We start from the raw sequence: 16,289 nt of genomic DNA on the forward strand, positions 1-16,289 counted from the left end.
GGACGTCGACTGCCAGGTTGTCGAGAAAGTTGGTTCCCCAGAGACGCTGGAAGTCGGCAATGAGGCTCTGCTCGAGCTGTTCACTCCAGGGCGTCCACTGGTTCTGCGAGGGCCGGCTGATCTTCGCGAGGCTCTGGATGTAGTACACGTAGGTCTGCGCCTCGACTACCGGCTGCCCCCCTTGCGCCTCGAAGCAGGGGACGATCAACCAGAAGACCGGCGGTGAGCCTGGCGGCGGCAGGTTGGCCGGCGGCTTCACCTCTTGACCGCAAATTGTGACGGTGCCTTCAGCTCTGGCGACGGTTTGACCGTGCGCCGTGGAGCCGACGAGAAGCACTATTGCCACGACAGAAGAGAGGCTGGCCTGAAGCTCGAGGAACCGACACATGAGAACAGCTAACCGATCGGACGATCATCGTCGTTCGTGACGACGTCTTGCTTGGGCGTTGCATGCAGCAAGAGACGTGCCTGTGCCGGTGCAGCGGCCTAGCGGCTTGCTTGGTGGGTATGAGCGCCAGGTGTCTCCTCACGGAGATAGAGTCGCCTTCGGCGGAGGACGATCTCGGTTCGAGAGATTCTCGATGTTGGACACTAACTGCCGTGTCTCGCACGCCAAGAGTCGAAATGTGGCAAAACGATGGCAGGGCGACGCGAAATCCGTGGTTCGCACTGGCCGTGCCCCAGTAGTCGTCGCGGTGCACTTGTAACTCTCGATCCTGTGTGATCTCTCTATAGACTTGTGCGGCGACACGTTTATTTCATTAAGTTCATGGATCGGTCATAACTAGACGATGACTGTTGTCAGCGTCGACAGATCTAAACGTAGACTCTGGAGTAACCAGATATATTCCATCGACACCAGGATCAATCAACGCAGGCGCCGGGTGAGATGGCGGCGAAGGGCGCGGAAGGAGGTGAGCATCTGGGCGTACGAGTAATGTGCGTCGACGGAGAGGCATGAGCTGTCCAGGCGACCTAGCTGAATGACGGAGAGCTGGCGGCAGCTTCGAGCGCGGAGTGCATCTCCGAGCTTGTGTGAAAGCGCGACTCTGGCCGGCGGGCGAGGGCGCGCTCGAAGAAGGGACCCAGGGCGGGGGGCAGGTCACTCAGGTATGCGGAGAGATCGGCAGAATGACTGTTTCTGCCGCGATGGGACAGCCGGACTCGATCGGCAGTCGCAAAGGGATTCACGCCAGTCATTGCTTCGAGCATGACCACTGAGAGGGCCCAGAGATCGAATGCGGTCGTCGGAGGTGCCCCTTCGTACGCCTCTGGAGGCAGATACGCGGGTGTGCCAGCAAACGGGGCCCTGGCCGCGATCGGGGCGCTGGCGCCACGTTGGCGATCCACGTCCGTCGAGGGCGGAATCAGGGTAGCGAGGCCGAAGTCGAGGAGCTTGGGCGCGCCGGTCGCTGCGAACCCGATATTGCTTGGCTTGAGATCGCGATGAAGCAGACCTTTGGAATGAACGTACGTCAGAGCCCGCGTCAAGGTGAGGCCGACGCGGACGGCGCTGGCCGGTGACAGCGGACCACCTGTCAGCCTATGGGCCAGCGTTCCGTTGGGCAGATACTCGACCACGAGCACTGGCGTGTGCCGCCAGATCTCCAAATCATAGATTGTTGCGAGCGAGGCGTGGTTGAGGGTGGCCATCGCGCGCGCTTCCTCACGGAGGTGCGACACACCGCCCTCGCCGAGCTCTGGCAGAGTTTTCAGCGCCACTTCGCGATCGAGGGTCGTGTCCCGCGCCAGGTAGACGACGCCCATGCCGCCTGCGCCGAGCCGTCGCTGGACGATGAACTTCCCGCGGAGACGGCGAGGCAGGGAGGCAAGACTCGCGTCGACTCGGCAAGAGCACGGCAGCGGTCCGGTGTCAACGACCACCCCACAGCGCGGGCACTCGAGGGCTGCCTCACCCCGGCCGCTGGCATGGCCCGCGGCCTCGCCCGCGCGACTGGTGCTGCGAGCTGAATCCCACACCGCGGCGGCTGCGGTCGTGAGGGTGGTCACGAACCAACGATCACGCTCATCGAATGGAAGGCCGCCCACCCTGTGACCGACCAACGCAATTGCAGCCACGGTGCCATCGCGGCGGGTGAGAGCAGCGGCGAGCTCAACGTCGTTGGCCGCCACCCAATCACGTTCCTCTTTCGGGAGCAGCGCGAAAAGTGGGCCACCGCCCGAGAGATCGAGCGGCGTCGTCGACTTCTGGAGCATGGCGACTATAGCGGCGTCGCGAGGTAGCTGTGTGTTCCCGCCGAAAGGTTCGGCGAAGGCGTCGCCGCCTTTGGGCACGAGTAGGTGGACCGCGGCTGCGCCGATGCTCTTGCACAGCTCTCTCTTCACGGTCACCATAATCTCCCGCTGGCCGCGTGCGTTGCGCACGCGTTCCAGGCTTCGGGCGAGCAGCTCACGATGGTCTGCGGCACGGCGGGAGAAGCGCCGATCGACGGTCTCGAGCAGCGTCGAGCGCGCGAAGAGGAGGAGGCAGCCGACAGCGGCGCACGAGAGCAGCAGCCAGGCCCGTGAGTCGGCGAAGAGATCGGCGATCACGACATCTCGCAGCCCATACAGCGCCAGGAAGAGCACGACGAACGGCGCAGCGACGAGCGCTGTCAATGCGCTCCGTGCCAGCGCATAGCGCCACGCGCGGCGGAGGATTGATTGAAGCTCGAGGGGGCGATCGACGATTACCGCGGCAGTGGCCAGGATTGGTGTGACCGCGAGTGCGGTAATGACTAGACGAACGAGCCAGATGCGCTGAAAAGGGCTCACGACTAGCAGCCACGCACCAACGCCTGGCCACACGATTGGCGCGACGCCAAATAGAAGGAATGGCGTCGTGCCCGCAGTGATCGCACAGGCAAAGCGCGCCACCTTGCGGCGCTCCGATGGAGGAGCGCGATGGGAGCGCACCAGAACCACAGCCACGGCGGGAACAAGCGTTGCCGCTAACAGATGCCAGAACGCGTTACTGGGGTGGTCGCGCAAGAGGTAGACGAGCAGACCCTGGTCGACAGGGTGATACGCAGCAACCACATTGATTCCAAAGACCAAGCTACCGAGGAAACACGTAGCGGCTGCACCATGGCGGGTGAGCATGTCGAACACAGTGAATCGCCGCACCCGGGGAAAGTCCAGGGCGAAGAGCCACATGCAGCCGGGTATGAAGGTTTCGGGAAAGAGCCCTTGGGTTACCGGATCGATCGACTCGGCCCAGCCCTCGCGGAGGCCCGTCAACGCGCCGCGAGCGAACGCGCTTGCGGCGCATACGAAGAACGCGAGTAAGTAGAGGCTGCGCGGGTCCCGCGACGTGACCGTCCCGAGGAATAGACTCGCTGCTGCGAAGCCCAGCGTCAGGACGACCTGGGGCGCCCGGTTCGAGATCGACTCACCGCTCGCGAGCGCCGTCGCCAGAACGACCAAGCTGCAGATTACCTGAGTCGTTGCGAGCACCACGACCAGACGAACGAGCAGCGACGTTGGTGACCGGCGCTCGGGTGCCGGCCTTGCCTCACGCCGGCCCGACGCCTGCCGAGCATTGGTGCTGCGAGCGCGGCCCGCTGCTTCGCGAATGCTGTCGAGGAAACAGAGGTTCTGAACAATCGCGCGGTCCCGGTCGCCGCGGGCGCGTCCGAGCAGAGTGGCCCAATCGATGAGTGCTCTATCGATGAAGGCCTCGGTGGCCTGCACCAGGAGTCGGCGCGGCTCAGCGTTCGCCCATCTGCTCCGCCAACCGGCGAACCGCGCGTTGAAGAGCCATTCTCGCGGCATTTCGGGACCGACCGATCATGCAACCGAGCTGCGCGTGGCTGTAGCCGAGCTCCACGTGGGCGACGATTAGCTCACGGTCCCTCGGCGCCAGGCGCGCCAGAGCTCTGCGATAACATACCCACCGCTCGTTCGCCATCGTCTGTTCGACGGGCGAGGGGACGGGATCTGCAAGCTCACGGGACACCTCATGCGTGCCACGCCTCGCAAAGAGACGATGCTCGTCGCGGATGCGGTTCTGGACAGCCCTGAGCAGGTACGCTCCGAGGGCGCGCTGACCCCGAAGCTGGAATGCTCCGCGCCGACGAATGGTGCGGAGAAGAACATCCTGGATGAGATCCGACGTATCCGCCAGAGTCCGCGCCCATCGCGGCAGCCGTCCATGTGCCCACAGGCGTAGTCGCGGGACACAACGAGTCAGAAGGCGGCCGAAGGCACTCGAGTCGCCGAGACAGGCGCGTGTGGACAGGCGCCAAGACTCTTCACTGACGGGCTGTGCGGCGGCGTCGGCTGTCGAGGACCTCTGGAGCACCACGAGAGTATGCTCAGTGTCCCCAACGGCAGGGCAGAGGGCCACTAAATATAGTTTGTTGTATGAGCTAACACTATAAATATAGATTGTGGTGCCCGCGCACCTCTTGCCCAATAGTTCGGGCAGGAATGCAAGAGAAGCTGCGAGCAGTTCGGTTGCGCGTTGGCGAGAGAATAAGGCAGTTGCGCAACTTTCGCGGTCTGAGCCAGGAGCAACTTGCCGAACAAGTGGGGAACACGCCCGTGCACATGGGGCTGGTCGAGCGCGGTAAGGCCAACGTGACCATCGATATCCTGACGATGATCGCGGACAAGCTCTCGGTAGATGTCGCGGAGCTGGTCGTACCGGCGCCGGGCCTGGCGCCGGGCGAGCACACCCACATCGCCACACAGCACGACTTAGAGGACATCATGCAAGTCGTCCGGCGCATCAAGCGCGGAGGAGGTCGACGCATGCGGGAGACACAGGATCGGCCCACCATCGGCCGAAGAGTGAGCGTCACGCGACCCACCAAGTAAACCCGCCCCGCTTGTCCTAGAGCGAGCGCAGCGCAACATCATCCGTCAGTATTGTCGATCGGTGACGAGCGCGACGTGCGTTTTGCATCCGCCATGTGCCTGACCGTCGATAGACTGCCCAACGCCTTGACAATACCATCTATCGATGTCATCGTCACCATTCATAGAAGTCATCGTCTGGAGCAACGATCTGCATTGTCTTCGACTCAGCGGCGCGATCGTCGTGGAGCGCGGCGTGGAAGGGGAGGCGGCTGATGCGCAAGGATCCGATCGAAGATGCCGGTCAGAGTCTTCAGCGCCGCCGCGATCGCTTCAACGTCGGCAGGGGACAAGCGATAAGCCATCGAGTCCATTGGCGTGATCGTGTCGAACAGCTCGCCAACGGACACTCCGAGGCCGCGCGCCAGACGCACCAGCACTTCAGCGCCGGGCTCGGCCTTCGAGAGCTCGACGCGCCCGATGTACTTGTAGTTCAGGTCCGCGCGCGCGGCGAGACCTTCCTGCGACAGCTTGCGCTCGAGGCGTAGGCGACGCGCCTGCGGTCCGAGCGGCCGGATGAGCGCAGGCAGCGGACGGCGTTTCTTCGCACGCGACTTCTTTGCCGCCGGTGATTTCTTCGCAGCAGCCGCCTTCCGAGCACCGGTTGATCGCCGCCCGGTAGTGGATTGCTGCGGGACCGTCGAGTCCGGTCCTGGTCTCGGCTTCTGCTGACTAGATGATTTCCGTCTTGGCACACGCGGTTGTGTACCGCATCACCAGTGTGGGCGGAAACCTACCATCGAAGGTATTAGAGGCTGTAATAATCACGATAGCCATTACTAACGATTAGAGGTTCTCATCATGAGCAGGAACGCAGCCGGCACCAGATCGGACGCCGAGCTGATGGCTACCATGCATTCGACGAACGGCGATGCGCTTGCAGCACTATTTCGTCGCTATGGTCGCATGGTCCAGCGGGTGACGTTCGATATTCTGCGGGATGCCGGAGAGGCAGAGGATGTAACCCAAGAAGTGTTCCTCGAGGTTTATCGACGGTCACACTTGTACGATCCGTCACGGGGATCCCTGAAAGGGTGGCTCCTTCAGTACGCCTATCATCGAGGCTTGCGACGCAAGGAGGCCCTTCGACGACGCGCGGCGTATGGGAGTCAGCCGCTCGATGAGGTGGAGGCGCTGACACAACGGCGTCCACTCGACCTGACTCGACAGGAACGTCGATGGGTGATTCGGGCAGGCCTGGCCCAGTTGCCCGAGCGGCAGCGAGCGACGCTGGAGCTCGCGTGTCTGGAGGAGCTGAGCCTGCGTGATGTCGCGGAGCGGCTGCGTGTATCGTTGGGGTGCGCGCGCCACTATTACTATCGCGGGCTGGCGCGTTTGCGAGCATGGGCGGTGGTAGCGGCGCTGCCGGATAGGGAGGAGCGGGCGGTCAGGAGCCGGCGGGGAAGTCGGGTGACGGTTGCCGTTTCGCGCGGAGGATTGCCACGCAGGCGTCGTGGTATTTGAGCAGGGGATCGAAGCGGGTGGTCCGGCACGTGCCTCACTGCCGGATGCCGGGCGGCCGCGAGCATGAGTACGGGAACGCTCGATGTGCTAAGAGCCCACGCTCTTGTCTAATTACCCTGATGCGACCGGGGCGAGAGCGGGCGGCTGGCTGGCACGAACACGATGCAAACGTCGGGGGGCGTACACGCGATCACCAACGAGAATACCCGAAACAGGGGCGATCTTCGATGACATCCCCGCGGCGCGGATCGTGCCAGCCGTAGCGCGCGGGCCGGAGCCTAGCACGGCGTTCCGCACGCTACGGCCGTCAGTGTGTTCCATATCCAGCAAAGGCGGAATGGCGGCCTACTGTCGGCCACCTTCACCCAACGCGAGCGAGGCGTGGTCTCGGTGCCAGAGCCGCGAGGAAGTCTTCTGCCGGTCCAGTGTCGAGTGGTGCCTCGTTACAACTCTCGGGAGGTGAACAGCAAAACTCAGAGGCGAGCGGACTAGCGCTTGATTGAATCGTGCAGTCCGCGCGGATGACCTTGAATGCACTGGTCAATTCGTCCAGGCCCACGACCGTTGCGCCCACATGGTTGGCGAAGAAGTTCGCAAAGGCACCCAGATGACGAGCGCTGTCGCGAACACGCTGGCCGTGGTCAGCCCATCGCTTCCCACCCGTGGGATGGTCTAGATGTCGCTCGAAGTTGTACCGAAGCGAGCCGAGCACCGTTTCGAGAGCGCTTTCGTCGATCGGCAACCGACACGCGGCTCTCAACTCCGTGACACACTCATCGAACGCAAAGTCTGACGATTTTCTCATTGCGCTACCTCCAGAGTTTGAAACGACATACCATCCCTGTCGCACTGGCAGGGTGTGCGGCTGCTCACGCCAGTGAGCGGCTCTTAAGATGGAATGCCGCACGGAGGCGCGAGTTGTACCCAGATTCGTGAGTCTCACGTATCGGTGGTATTCGTGCCGTGTCTGGCACGCGTGTGCTCCAGCGTTAGCAGCGATCCAGACGCACCGGCGCGCGTGTGTGCCACACTAGCCCGACAGAGTGATCGGAGTGATCAGTAATGCGTGAAGAGTCAGTCGCGAGTAACGTTCGCATCGAGGGCTACAACGAGCAGGAGCGAGGGTGAATGCCGCCAAGAGCGCTGTTCTTCCATGGCCGGCTGCTGGATGTCGAAGAGGAGCTCGCCAGAGATCCAACGTCGCTCCTGTGCATCGACGGCGCGAGCGTCTTTAACGCGAGCTTTCTGCGCGCGGTGATCGAGCACAGCAATCGTGAGGAGCTGTATCTTCCACGATTGTCCGGCTCGACGGATCCTGTCGCCCACATCCCAGCCTGGGCAAGGCCACACGCCAAACGGCTGCGATGGATCGACGGTGACGAATTGCGAGATGTGCTGCGGCGTCGGCAGCTTGTGTTGATGGCGCCCGATCCGTATCTGTGGACGCTCGCCTGTGTCCGCGCGCAGGTGGACGCCCATGCGTCACCGATCACCGGCGTAATTCACGCCATTCAACCGATCAAACTTGCAAGCTGGCTCAGCAGCCGGATGATGCAACTGCTCCATGAAGCGGATGCGTTGGTCTGTACGAGCGTGGCAGGCCGGTCAGCCGTGGAGAAGATTGTCGAGGCGCTTCCCACGGCGCTTCGCGGTGCGGAGCGCATCCCATTTCGTACTCCAATCATCCCTCTCGGTATCGAGCCTCGGTTGTGCGAAGAACCTGGAAGAGCCAGTGGAGATCAAGAAGCGCGGCCGATCTCGCTGCTCTACGTGGGCCGCCTGTCCGATACGAACAAAGCGGACCTCGTGCCGATGTTGCTGGCGTTGGGGGATGTGGCTCGGCAGAGGTCTGTTCGACTGACGATAGCTGGCGACGACCGAGCGCGGCAGTGCGCCCCTGTGCTCCGTGCGATCGGTGCTGAACTGGGGCTGTCCGAAGTGCTCACGGTCGTGCCAAACGCGAACCACGAGAAAAAGTGGAAGCTGCTACGCCACGCCGACATCTTTGTATCCCCCGTCGACAACGTACAAGAGACGTTTGGCCTCAGCCTTCTGGAGGCCATGCTGGCGGGGCTTCCGGTGGTTGCGTCAGACTGGAGCGGCTACCGAGACATTGTCGTACATGGCAGGACAGGCTTTCTCGTACCCACCATGATCGGACGGGCGGATCGAGGAGACGAGGGTATCGATATCGCAGGATCATGGCAGCGGAACGCCGAGATGGCCGCGGTCACCTACGTGGACTTCGATTCGTGGAAGCATTACGTTACGCAGCTCGTGGACGATGCGGAGCTTCGGTCGCGGATGGGCCGTGAGGGACGACGACGCGTGCTCGCCGAGTTCAGCTGGCGAGGCGTCATTGGTGCCTATGAGGCGCTCTGGACGGAGCTGGAGGCCGGCGCGAAACGGCTGCGGTGTGGCGATCGCCTGCGCCCAAGCTTGCGATTTCATGACGTCTTCGAACACTACGCGAGCGCGATGCTGGACGATGCCTCGCCGCTGTACTGCCCGGGAGACGACCTCATCCCGAGCCGCGTCGCGCTGGCACGTCGATGGAGAGACACCGCACACGCTGGACTACTGGAGGTCCTGTCGCATGTCTGCAGGCGGCCGGGCCTCAGCATCGTGGAGCTGGAGCGAACAACAGGCAAGGCGCGGGACGAGCTGCGAATGGCGGTGATGCGCCTACTCAAGTACGGCGCCCTGCGAAATGGCGGTCCTCGAGCATGTTCGACCCGGTCGCCTTACGCATCAACGACGGCACGGCCGTAACGACCGTCCGCTAGGGACGTGCGGCCAAGGTCTCCAAGCGAAGGATGGCTCTCCAGGCAGCTTCAACGCTCGCCCGATGTGCGTGCGGCGCATATGGCCTGGCCCGCTCCTGTCCCAGCCGAGCCAGCTCTTCGAAGCGCCGTGGTGCTTCCGGACGCCTGCTCACGGCATCCTCGATCAGCTGGGTAACCCCGGCCAGGTCTCCCCACTCGAAAAGCGCCGCAGACGGAAGAATCTCCTGAAGGCTGCCGTTGCGAAAGCCGACCACAACGCACCCACACGCCATGGCTTCTAGCGCAACACGTCCCAGGCCCTCCTCGGCGCTGAAGAAGACCACGACGAGCGATTCCTGAAGCGTCTGTGCCAGCGCTCCTTCGCCCATGTTCGTGAGCGGCAGCCAGCTCACATCCGATGCTTCATTGAGACCTACCGCGGCACGGGACGCGACGATACGGCGCAGGGCTTCAACTGACTGGCGACACTTCGGAACGAAAGCAATCTGTCGTCGACGCCCCACCCATGGCTTGAAGCCGAAGACGGCCGTGTCAATATGTGGGACAACTCTGATCACAGCGACCTGGGGGTACGCCAATCGCAGGTGCCGTGCATTGTGTTCGGACATCGCGAGAACGGCCAGAACGTCCGGGTGCCTGTATGGATCTCTGTCCTGGCAGTTCTCGAGGCTTGAAAACCCGCGCCAGAGGCTCTTGTTGAAGATGATCTTTCGCCCTCGGTACTCTAGGATCCGCGCGCCGAGATCCTCGGGCAACACGACATAATCGCGCTCACAATTCATCAGGCGCGCGGCCGTTCGCCAGTCGATGACACGCGTAGCATTGTCGAACCAGGTGAGCCTGAACCCTGGCCGATCATGAACGATGTACGCCTCGTATCCGAGGTCGTTCAGCGCATCGACATGCTTGTAGGTATCCTTCTGACCCCCAACCTGATGCTGATGGCTGTAGCAATGGCAGAATACCTTACACGTCGGCATAGGGAGAGATGGCCTCGTCGAAGAAGCAGTCCTCGTTTTGCCAGCTCGATCGATGGCTGCGTGGGCGATAGCGGGAAACGAGATGGTCTCTGTGCTGCCGCAGATCTTCGGCCGATAGCGCGCACGTTCTCACTTCGTACGCGGTCTGGCCACCCTTTATCCCATAGGCGCCGGTGATCTCACCATCGGAGCCGGCCGGACGGAGCTGCAAGTCGATCGCAGTTCCATGATCGAGCGCCTGGCGGATGGCGGTTCCCCGGAACGGCATGTAGACGGCACACTGGAAATCGTCGATGCCAGAGTCCCTGATGAAGGCTTCCGTTTCGGCAAGCGTGCCCGCATTCTCGCCTGGAAGGCCCAGCAGGATGAAAGCCTTGACCTGGATGCCATATTTCTTTGCATACCGCACCGTCTGGTAGTTCTGCTCAACCGTGCAACGCTTCTGCACGTTGTCGAGGATGCGTTGACTGCCAGACTCGGCGCCGAAGGCGACCTCCACGCAGCCCGTGTTGGCAAGGAGCTGCGCCATGTCCTCGCCCCACTTGGTGAAGTATCGCGCCTGGGCGTTGCAGCGATACCAGAGCTCGCGCTTCGAGAGCTGCTGGCAAATGGGCTGGATCTTCGGGAGCGAGATGGCGAAGAGATCGTCGAAGATGTAGACCGCACGCCAGCCGGCGGCACGAATATCGTCCAACTGGTGCCCAATGCTGTCCAGGCTCGACCATCTGACCGCCGTCAGCGCCTCCTCGCAGAAGGTGCATCGCTCGGGGCAGCCGCGCGCCGTCATGAGCGTGGTCGCCGGGCGCCCGCAGAGCAGATACCGATAACGCCGCAGGATCTGGATGGCGTTGTCGCTGGTTCGATCAGGTCTCGGTTGAGTGGCGATCTCCTCTCGCGTGAGCACGCTCGAGAGGGTGCGGCTGCTGGCTTGGCCGGCGAGAATGGCCACGAGCGCCTTCTCGCCATCGAGCGGAACCAGAAAGTCGAAGACCGGCTCTCTTGCCAGATCCTGCCAGTAGTGCTTCACGTGCGGGCCGCCCGCAATGACGGTGGTTCTAGGCGACGCCGCTTTGATGGCTGCCGCCAGTCGAAGTGCCTCGTGTCGCTGGGGCGTCATGATGCTGATACCCACCGCGTCGTAATCGCGCACCCACGCGAGGTGTTCGACGTCGTAATCGTCATCGCCGACGATGACCCGTGTGTCTGGCAGATAGCGCTCCACATAACTCTTCAGGTAGAAGTTTGCCAGCGGCGGATACACTTTCGCATCGTCGAGAAATGGGCTTCGGCAACTCAAGAGGAGGAGATTGCTGGCTGGAAGCATCGGAACGCCCTGGCGACAGTGAGACACGATTCCCACGCGCCGGTTCGAAGTGCGGATTCGCGCGACGGGCCGGTTCAGCGGACGTCTCTACGTTCGCGCGGTGACAACTCTCGAAGAGGTGATGCCGCAATAGAGGTGCGTCGTGTACCGATGATCAGGCGTGGCGCATACTCAATGGCACCTGCCGTGCACGTCTTGGCACAAGTGTGTGATTGTGTCCGGCTGATTGATGTGCTGCGATCGGTGATGCCCTTGCTGACACGCCACTAGCGGTCGCACCTATCGGCGCACGAGGATCGCGCCGGTGTCGCGGCGTTTGAGAAGGCGATAGAGCTGATGTCGAGAGAGACCGAGCTCGGCAGCGGCAGCTCCCCGTCTGAAGCCGTTCCGTTCCAGAGCCGCTTGAACTTCAGCAGAGGAAGGGGGGCGGTCGAGGACCGTGGTGGAATGCCCGGGCAGCCGATGCGGCGCGCCCCCTGTCGCGCCGAAGTCCTCCGGGAGGTGCTCGCGCGCCAGCAGCACCTCGCCTCCGGCAGCGACGATCATGCGCTCGAGCGTGTTCTCCAACTCCCGGACGTTGCCTGGCCAGTGGTAGCGGACGAAGAGCTCGAAGACTCCCGGCTCGAGCGCCGGAACCGAACGGCTCTTGCGCTCAGCAAAGCGCTTGAGAATCGCTTCAACCAACTTCCACAGATCACTCGCGCCGCGCCGGCGCAGGGGCGGCACGCGCAGCTCATACACCTTGAGCCGGTAGTACAGATCCTCCCGGAACCGCCCACGCGCCTTCGCCCGCGTGAGGTCGACGTGTGTCGCCGCAATCACGCGAACGTCGAAGGGGATCTCGTGTCGGCCGCCCACTCGCTGCACCGTGCGCTGCTGGAGTGCCCGCAGGAGCTTCATCTGAAGGTCGGGTATCAAGTCGCCGACCTCGTCCAGGAACACGGTCCCACCGTTGGCCCGCTCGAACGGTCCGGGCTGGTCGTCGAGCGCACCGGTGAACGCACCTCGCACATGGCCAAAGAGCTCATCCTCGACCAAGGTCGGGGAGAGGCCGGCGCAGTTGACCACCACGAAGCGAGCTCGGTGGCGCGGCGAAGCGCGATGAATGCCGTGTGCGACGCGCTCCTTTCCCGTGCCTGACTCGCCGACAATCAGGACGGTGACGTCCGCATCGCGCGCAACACGCTGCATGTGTTGCTTCAGCGCGCAGATCTCCGCCGAGCCACCATCCACTTCCGGAAAGGGATCGTCCGGCATGTGCATCTCCGCCGAGGGGCACCCCCCGGCCATGAGTGCAGAACGCCGGATCCGCCGAAAACGCACACTACGGTTCAGCTGGCGATGTGATTTTCTTCTTCGGCACCACAGATCGCCCGGGCCACCGCCTCGTGAGACCTACGGCCCGCGGCTCAGGTACACGAACACGAGACCGAAGGAGAGACCGGCGTAGTAGTACGCGGTGTCGGAGGCGGCCTGCACCTGTCCGGCCGCGGTCTCGATGTCGTCTCGTTGCTCCAAGGTCAAGCCGGCCGCCTTCAAGGCCTTGCGCCACGCGGCGCGCGCATCGCCGAACTCGAGATGCGCACGTGCAACAGACTCGATGGCCGCGAAGAGCTCGGGCTCGCTGCGCGCACCCGGATCGAAGATGCCGCGTGAGGGCACTTGGCGCATGGCGAGCGCGATGAGCTCGGACAGCGCCTCCGCGTGGCCGCGAGGACACTCGAGCTCGGCGGCGCGAACGACCCGGTGCAGCGTCGGATGCCAGTCCGCCAGGGCGCGGGAACGTGAAAGACGATGACGCATGCGACCCCCTGACCCTCATTGGTTGACGGGTGAGGCCTGGTCGTGCGTATCGCCCGCGCGGCCGGGCCGTTCTTTTTGTACGGATGCCCGCTGTTGGGCCAGTGGGTCGCCGAGCGCCTGTCGTGTTTGCCCCCGGCGGTCTGAGCACGAAGATGCCGGACGGGCGGCGATCGCGGCGAGTAGAAGGAACAGCGGACGACGAGAGCGTAGCGCGCGCCAGGGGCGAAGACAAGGGAAAAGGTCGTGCCAACTTTTGATATCCTCGCTTCCTCGGCGCGATAACGGCCGCCTCGGCGAGGCGGCCCTACCATGATGGGCCTGGTCATGGTGCGCGCATGCGCGCGCATGCGCGCGCACCGAGTGCGGGTGCTGTCCAGCGCTTCCTGATCTCGAATTCATTGGTCGGACTCGGCACCGAGCGATGGCACGCGTGTTGCCTCCTGCCAGCGGGAGTGACTGGCATGAACGAGGATCGCGTATCCGTATCGCCGGCCGTGCGAGCGTCGATTTCCGGAGATGGCCTTGTGCTCCTGGACGTGCATGGTGGTCTCCTCTTGACGTCGAATCCGGTTGGCGCACGGATCTGGCGGCTGCTCGAACAGCAATGGACGCCTCTCGAGATCGCGCACCAACTGGTCGAGGAATGCGACGTTCCTCTCGAGCGCGTGCATCACGACGTGACAGCATTCGTCTCGGCGCTCGTGAAGCTGGGTCTGGCGACCGAGGAGGTGACGAGGTGACGCGGCGCGCCGTGCGCCAGGCCCACCGGCTCGCCATACTGACCGGCCACGCATGGCTCGGTCTCGTCGCGTTCGACGTTGCGCGGCTGGCTGGGTTCGCTCGCCTACACGAGTCGCTGCGTCGCTATCGGGCGCGCCGCCGCGAGGGTGATGGTCCTGGCATCGACGACCTGGTTTGGGCGATCGATGAAGCCTGCGTCTGGTACGTGAAGCGTGCGGCCTGCTTACAGCGCTCGGCAGTTGCGACCTGGCTGCTCCGGCGGCATGGCTTTGCCGCGGAGCTGGTCATCGGATATCGGCCGATTCCATTCGAGTCGCACGCCTGGGTGGAAGTAGATGGCCTGGTCGTCAACGACCGGCCGCAATACAAGAAGTTCTTTGCGGTGTTGGAACGTCTCTGATTCCTGGAAGCGGTGAGTCATGGCAGCGTTGGCGGGATCTCTCTTCTTCGATCGGCGCCCAACCGAGAACGAATGCTCATCGCTGGTTGCTGCGCTCCAGCCGATGACGCCCGATGGTGTCTCGGTGCATGCCGAGCCGGGCCTGGTGATGGTGCATGGCGCATTCGACGTCTGGGCGGGCGAGCGGTCGGCGCAACAACCTGCACGCTCATCGTCCGGGCTCGTCATGACCTGGGACGGCCGGCTCGACAACCGCGACGATCTGCTGCTGCGGCTCAGCGGAAGGCTCGGGAACGATGCAAGTGACGACGCGATTGCGCTGTCGACATTCGAACGGTGGGGCGTGGAAGGTTTGCGCTTGCTCATTGGCGATTGGAGCCTCGTGATATGGGACAGCAGGCAGCGGACGCTTCATTTGGCGCGCGACTACATGGGAGTCAGGCCGCTCTATTACCTCGCCGATTCCCAGGCGATCATGTGGTCCAGCAGCCTCGGCGAGCTGGCGATACGTGCCGATCGAGCGGACGCGCTGGACGAAGCCTTCGTCGCACGATTCATGGCCCTTCAGTTCTCGACCGACGTGACCCCTTACCAAGGCATTCGCGGAGTGCCGACGGCAACCTGCGTGTCGTTCTCGCCGGAAGGTGCGGAGACAAGGCAGCGCTTCTGGCACCTGCAGCCAGGCCTCACCCGCTACCGCGACAAGGGGCAGTACGAAGAGCATCTTCGGGCGCTATGGATCGAGGCCGTCGGGTCGCGCCTGCGGGCTGAAGGCACGGTATGGGCGGAGCTGAGCGGCGGCCTGGATTCGTCGTCTGTGGTCTGCATCGCGGACGCGCTCATCAAAGCCGGGCGCGTGACGGCGAGTGCCATTCAACCGCTGTCGCATGTCACGCTGAAGTCACCGGAAGGCGACGAGAGACGGTTCATCGCGGAGGTGGAAGCTCGCGTCGGCGTTCCTAGTGAAGTCATTGGCGTGGAGGACCATCAGGATCTGGTTGACTCCGAATGGGACTGGGTGTCGCCCTTTGCCGCCCGCGGCGTGGGGCTGGCAATGGTGCGGCATGTGACTCGACGAGGAGGGCGAGCAATCCTCTCTGGACGTGTGGGCGACACGGTCATGGGTTGTCTGCCAGATAACAGCCTGGCCGTGCTGGACGACTTCGAGCAGGGCAGCGTGATTACCGCGCTGGCCAAGATGCGGCGGTGGTGTCGCGCGACCCAGAAGCCGTTCGTTGAGATCGCCTGGGGTCTCGCCGTTGCGTATTGGCACGCGGGGCTCACGAAAACCACTCAGGGGCATCTGAATGAGTCGCAGCAGGCAGGTCTCGACCTCGTCACGCCGCGATTCCAGCTTCTGGTACGGGGAGATACGTCGGTTGCCAGCGCATTCTCGAGAGTGACGCCGTCCAAGTGCCGCCTTGCTTCGTCGGTGCTCGCGTATTCGTTGACGGGGCGCTTGAACATTCCCATCCTTCCGCCAGGCGTGATCCACACATACCCATTCGTCCATCGGCCGCTTGTCGAGTACATCCTGGCCATTCCCGGTGAAGAGCTGAGCGCGCCTGGCGAGACGCGGTCCCTCATGCGTCGTGCGTTCGAAGGCTTGGTCCCAGAGAGGATCCTGCGGCGCACGTCGAAGGGCCACTACGCCCCAGCAGCCACGCGCGCCGCTCGCCCGCTTGCCGCCTCGATGTTGCCGGTCGAGCGCCTCGAAGTGGTTCGGCGCGGTTGGATTGACCCTCAGAAGCTCGAGGCGATGATTCACATGCTCGTTCACGGCGGCGGCCGCACAGGGGTGGACGTACGACGGGTGTTGCGCTTGGAACAGTGGCTGACATCACGAGATCGGCGGGGGCCCGCCGCAATGCCAAAACGAAAGGAGGTGATAACCAATGCGATACGAAGCGCCTGAGCTCATCATGCTCGGT

Annotated in this window: 15 protein-coding genes; 6 read left to right on the forward strand and 9 right to left on the reverse strand. The window is 63.3% G+C overall.

Annotated elements, in window-relative coordinates; translation table 11 throughout:
• The 3 genes from GEV06_06640 to GEV06_06650 all read right to left on the reverse strand — a co-directional run.
• Positions 1-388, reverse strand: a 388-nt coding sequence (locus tag GEV06_06640; protein ID MPZ17571.1) for a hypothetical protein, incomplete at its 3' end; no start/stop codon positions are given.
• A gap of 587 nt (positions 389-975) precedes the next feature.
• Complete coding sequence (locus GEV06_06645) at positions 976-3,774, reverse strand: protein kinase (GenBank protein MPZ17572.1); 2,799 nt, start codon at positions 3,772-3,774, stop codon at positions 976-978.
• Positions 3,710-4,453, reverse strand: coding sequence for a sigma-70 family RNA polymerase sigma factor (locus GEV06_06650; protein MPZ17573.1), 744 nt, complete (start codon positions 4,451-4,453; stop codon positions 3,710-3,712). Before GEV06_06650 ends, GEV06_06645 begins: the two co-directional genes overlap by 65 nt.
• On the opposite strand from GEV06_06650, the gene GEV06_06655 reads away from it, so the two are divergent.
• Positions 4,432-4,821: a helix-turn-helix domain-containing protein gene (locus GEV06_06655; protein ID MPZ17574.1), complete on the forward strand. Its 390-nt coding sequence runs from the start codon at positions 4,432-4,434 to the stop codon at positions 4,819-4,821. The genes GEV06_06650 and GEV06_06655 overlap by 22 nt on opposite strands.
• 206 nt (positions 4,822-5,027) lie before the next feature.
• On the opposite strand, the gene GEV06_06660 is transcribed toward GEV06_06655, so the two are convergent.
• Positions 5,028-5,390, reverse strand: coding sequence for a helix-turn-helix domain-containing protein (locus GEV06_06660; protein ID MPZ17575.1), 363 nt, complete (start codon positions 5,388-5,390; stop codon positions 5,028-5,030).
• A 271-nt stretch (positions 5,391-5,661) separates the two neighbouring features.
• On the opposite strand from GEV06_06660, the gene GEV06_06665 reads away from it, so the two are divergent.
• Positions 5,662-6,324 carry a sigma-70 family RNA polymerase sigma factor gene (locus tag GEV06_06665; GenBank protein MPZ17576.1) on the forward strand — a complete coding sequence of 221 codons (663 nt, stop codon included), beginning with the start codon at positions 5,662-5,664 and terminating at the stop codon, positions 6,322-6,324.
• Positions 6,325-6,685: 361 nt separating this feature from the next.
• Here the strand turns inward: GEV06_06665 and GEV06_06670 are convergent, their stop codons facing one another.
• A complete protein-coding gene (locus tag GEV06_06670) occupies positions 6,686-7,129 on the reverse strand; it encodes a hypothetical protein (GenBank protein ID MPZ17577.1) in 444 nt (147 codons plus the stop codon).
• Between the two features lie 323 nt (positions 7,130-7,452).
• On the opposite strand from GEV06_06670, the gene GEV06_06675 reads away from it, so the two are divergent.
• Positions 7,453-9,096, forward strand: a complete 1,644-nt coding sequence (locus GEV06_06675) for a glycosyltransferase (protein ID MPZ17578.1) — start codon at positions 7,453-7,455, stop codon at positions 9,094-9,096.
• A 10-nt stretch (positions 9,097-9,106) separates the two neighbouring features.
• Here GEV06_06675 and GEV06_06680 read toward each other — a convergent pair whose 3' ends face one another.
• From GEV06_06680 to GEV06_06695, 4 genes are all read right to left on the reverse strand, one after another.
• The gene (locus GEV06_06680; protein ID MPZ17579.1) at positions 9,107-10,090 is read right to left on the reverse strand and encodes a glycosyltransferase; all 984 of its coding nucleotides are present in this window, start codon (positions 10,088-10,090) and stop codon (positions 9,107-9,109) included.
• On the reverse strand, positions 10,077-11,414 hold the full coding sequence (locus GEV06_06685; protein ID MPZ17580.1) for a radical SAM protein: 1,338 nt from the start codon (positions 11,412-11,414) through the stop codon (positions 10,077-10,079). Before GEV06_06685 ends, GEV06_06680 begins: the two co-directional genes overlap by 14 nt.
• A gap of 279 nt (positions 11,415-11,693) precedes the next feature.
• Positions 11,694-12,704 carry an AAA domain-containing protein gene (locus GEV06_06690; GenBank protein MPZ17581.1) on the reverse strand — a complete coding sequence of 337 codons (1,011 nt, stop codon included), beginning with the start codon at positions 12,702-12,704 and terminating at the stop codon, positions 11,694-11,696.
• A gap of 105 nt (positions 12,705-12,809) precedes the next feature.
• A complete protein-coding gene (locus tag GEV06_06695) occupies positions 12,810-13,217 on the reverse strand; it encodes a hypothetical protein (protein ID MPZ17582.1) in 408 nt (135 codons plus the stop codon).
• Positions 13,218-13,552: 335 nt separating this feature from the next.
• Here GEV06_06695 and GEV06_06700 point away from each other — a divergent pair, with 335 nt between their 5' ends.
• From GEV06_06700 to GEV06_06710, 3 genes are read left to right on the forward strand one after another with little or no spacing between them, the layout of a single operon-like run.
• The gene (locus GEV06_06700) at positions 13,553-13,957 is read left to right on the forward strand and encodes a PqqD family peptide modification chaperone (protein MPZ17583.1); all 405 of its coding nucleotides are present in this window, start codon (positions 13,553-13,555) and stop codon (positions 13,955-13,957) included.
• A complete protein-coding gene (locus GEV06_06705) occupies positions 13,822-14,358 on the forward strand; it encodes a lasso peptide biosynthesis B2 protein (protein MPZ17584.1) in 537 nt (178 codons plus the stop codon). The genes GEV06_06700 and GEV06_06705 overlap by 136 nt, the downstream gene beginning before the upstream one ends.
• 19 nt (positions 14,359-14,377) lie before the next feature.
• Positions 14,378-16,273 carry a hypothetical protein gene (locus tag GEV06_06710; GenBank protein ID MPZ17585.1) on the forward strand — a complete coding sequence of 632 codons (1,896 nt, stop codon included), beginning with the start codon at positions 14,378-14,380 and terminating at the stop codon, positions 16,271-16,273.
• Positions 16,274-16,289 lie beyond the last annotated feature (16 nt).

The organism is Luteitalea sp., from assembly GCA_009377605.1.
Taxonomy (GTDB): domain Bacteria; phylum Acidobacteriota; class Vicinamibacteria; order Vicinamibacterales; family Vicinamibacteraceae; genus WHTT01.

What these genes read in the sequence shown, in the direction of transcription:
- GEV06_06645 (MPZ17572.1), bottom strand. Translation starts at nt 3,774, where the DNA reads ATGCCGCGAGAATGGCTCTTCAACGCGCGGTTCGCCGGTTGGCGGAGC.
- GEV06_06655 (MPZ17574.1), top strand. Translation starts at nt 4,432, where the DNA reads ATGCAAGAGAAGCTGCGAGCAGTTCGGTTGCGCGTTGGCGAGAGAATA.
- GEV06_06665 (MPZ17576.1), top strand. Translation starts at nt 5,662, where the DNA reads ATGAGCAGGAACGCAGCCGGCACCAGATCGGACGCCGAGCTGATGGCT.
- GEV06_06670 (MPZ17577.1), bottom strand. Translation starts at nt 7,129, where the DNA reads ATGAGAAAATCGTCAGACTTTGCGTTCGATGAGTGTGTCACGGAGTTG.
- GEV06_06675 (MPZ17578.1), top strand. Translation starts at nt 7,453, where the DNA reads ATGCCGCCAAGAGCGCTGTTCTTCCATGGCCGGCTGCTGGATGTCGAA.
- GEV06_06680 (MPZ17579.1), bottom strand. Translation starts at nt 10,090, where the DNA reads ATGCCGACGTGTAAGGTATTCTGCCATTGCTACAGCCATCAGCATCAG.
- GEV06_06685 (MPZ17580.1), bottom strand. Translation starts at nt 11,414, where the DNA reads ATGCTTCCAGCCAGCAATCTCCTCCTCTTGAGTTGCCGAAGCCCATTT.
- GEV06_06690 (MPZ17581.1), bottom strand. Translation starts at nt 12,704, where the DNA reads ATGGCCGGGGGGTGCCCCTCGGCGGAGATGCACATGCCGGACGATCCC.
- GEV06_06695 (MPZ17582.1), bottom strand. Translation starts at nt 13,217, where the DNA reads ATGCGTCATCGTCTTTCACGTTCCCGCGCCCTGGCGGACTGGCATCCG.
- GEV06_06700 (MPZ17583.1), top strand. Translation starts at nt 13,553, where the DNA reads ATGCGCGCGCATGCGCGCGCACCGAGTGCGGGTGCTGTCCAGCGCTTC.
- GEV06_06705 (MPZ17584.1), top strand. Translation starts at nt 13,822, where the DNA reads ATGGACGCCTCTCGAGATCGCGCACCAACTGGTCGAGGAATGCGACGT.
- GEV06_06710 (MPZ17585.1), top strand. Translation starts at nt 14,378, where the DNA reads ATGGCAGCGTTGGCGGGATCTCTCTTCTTCGATCGGCGCCCAACCGAG.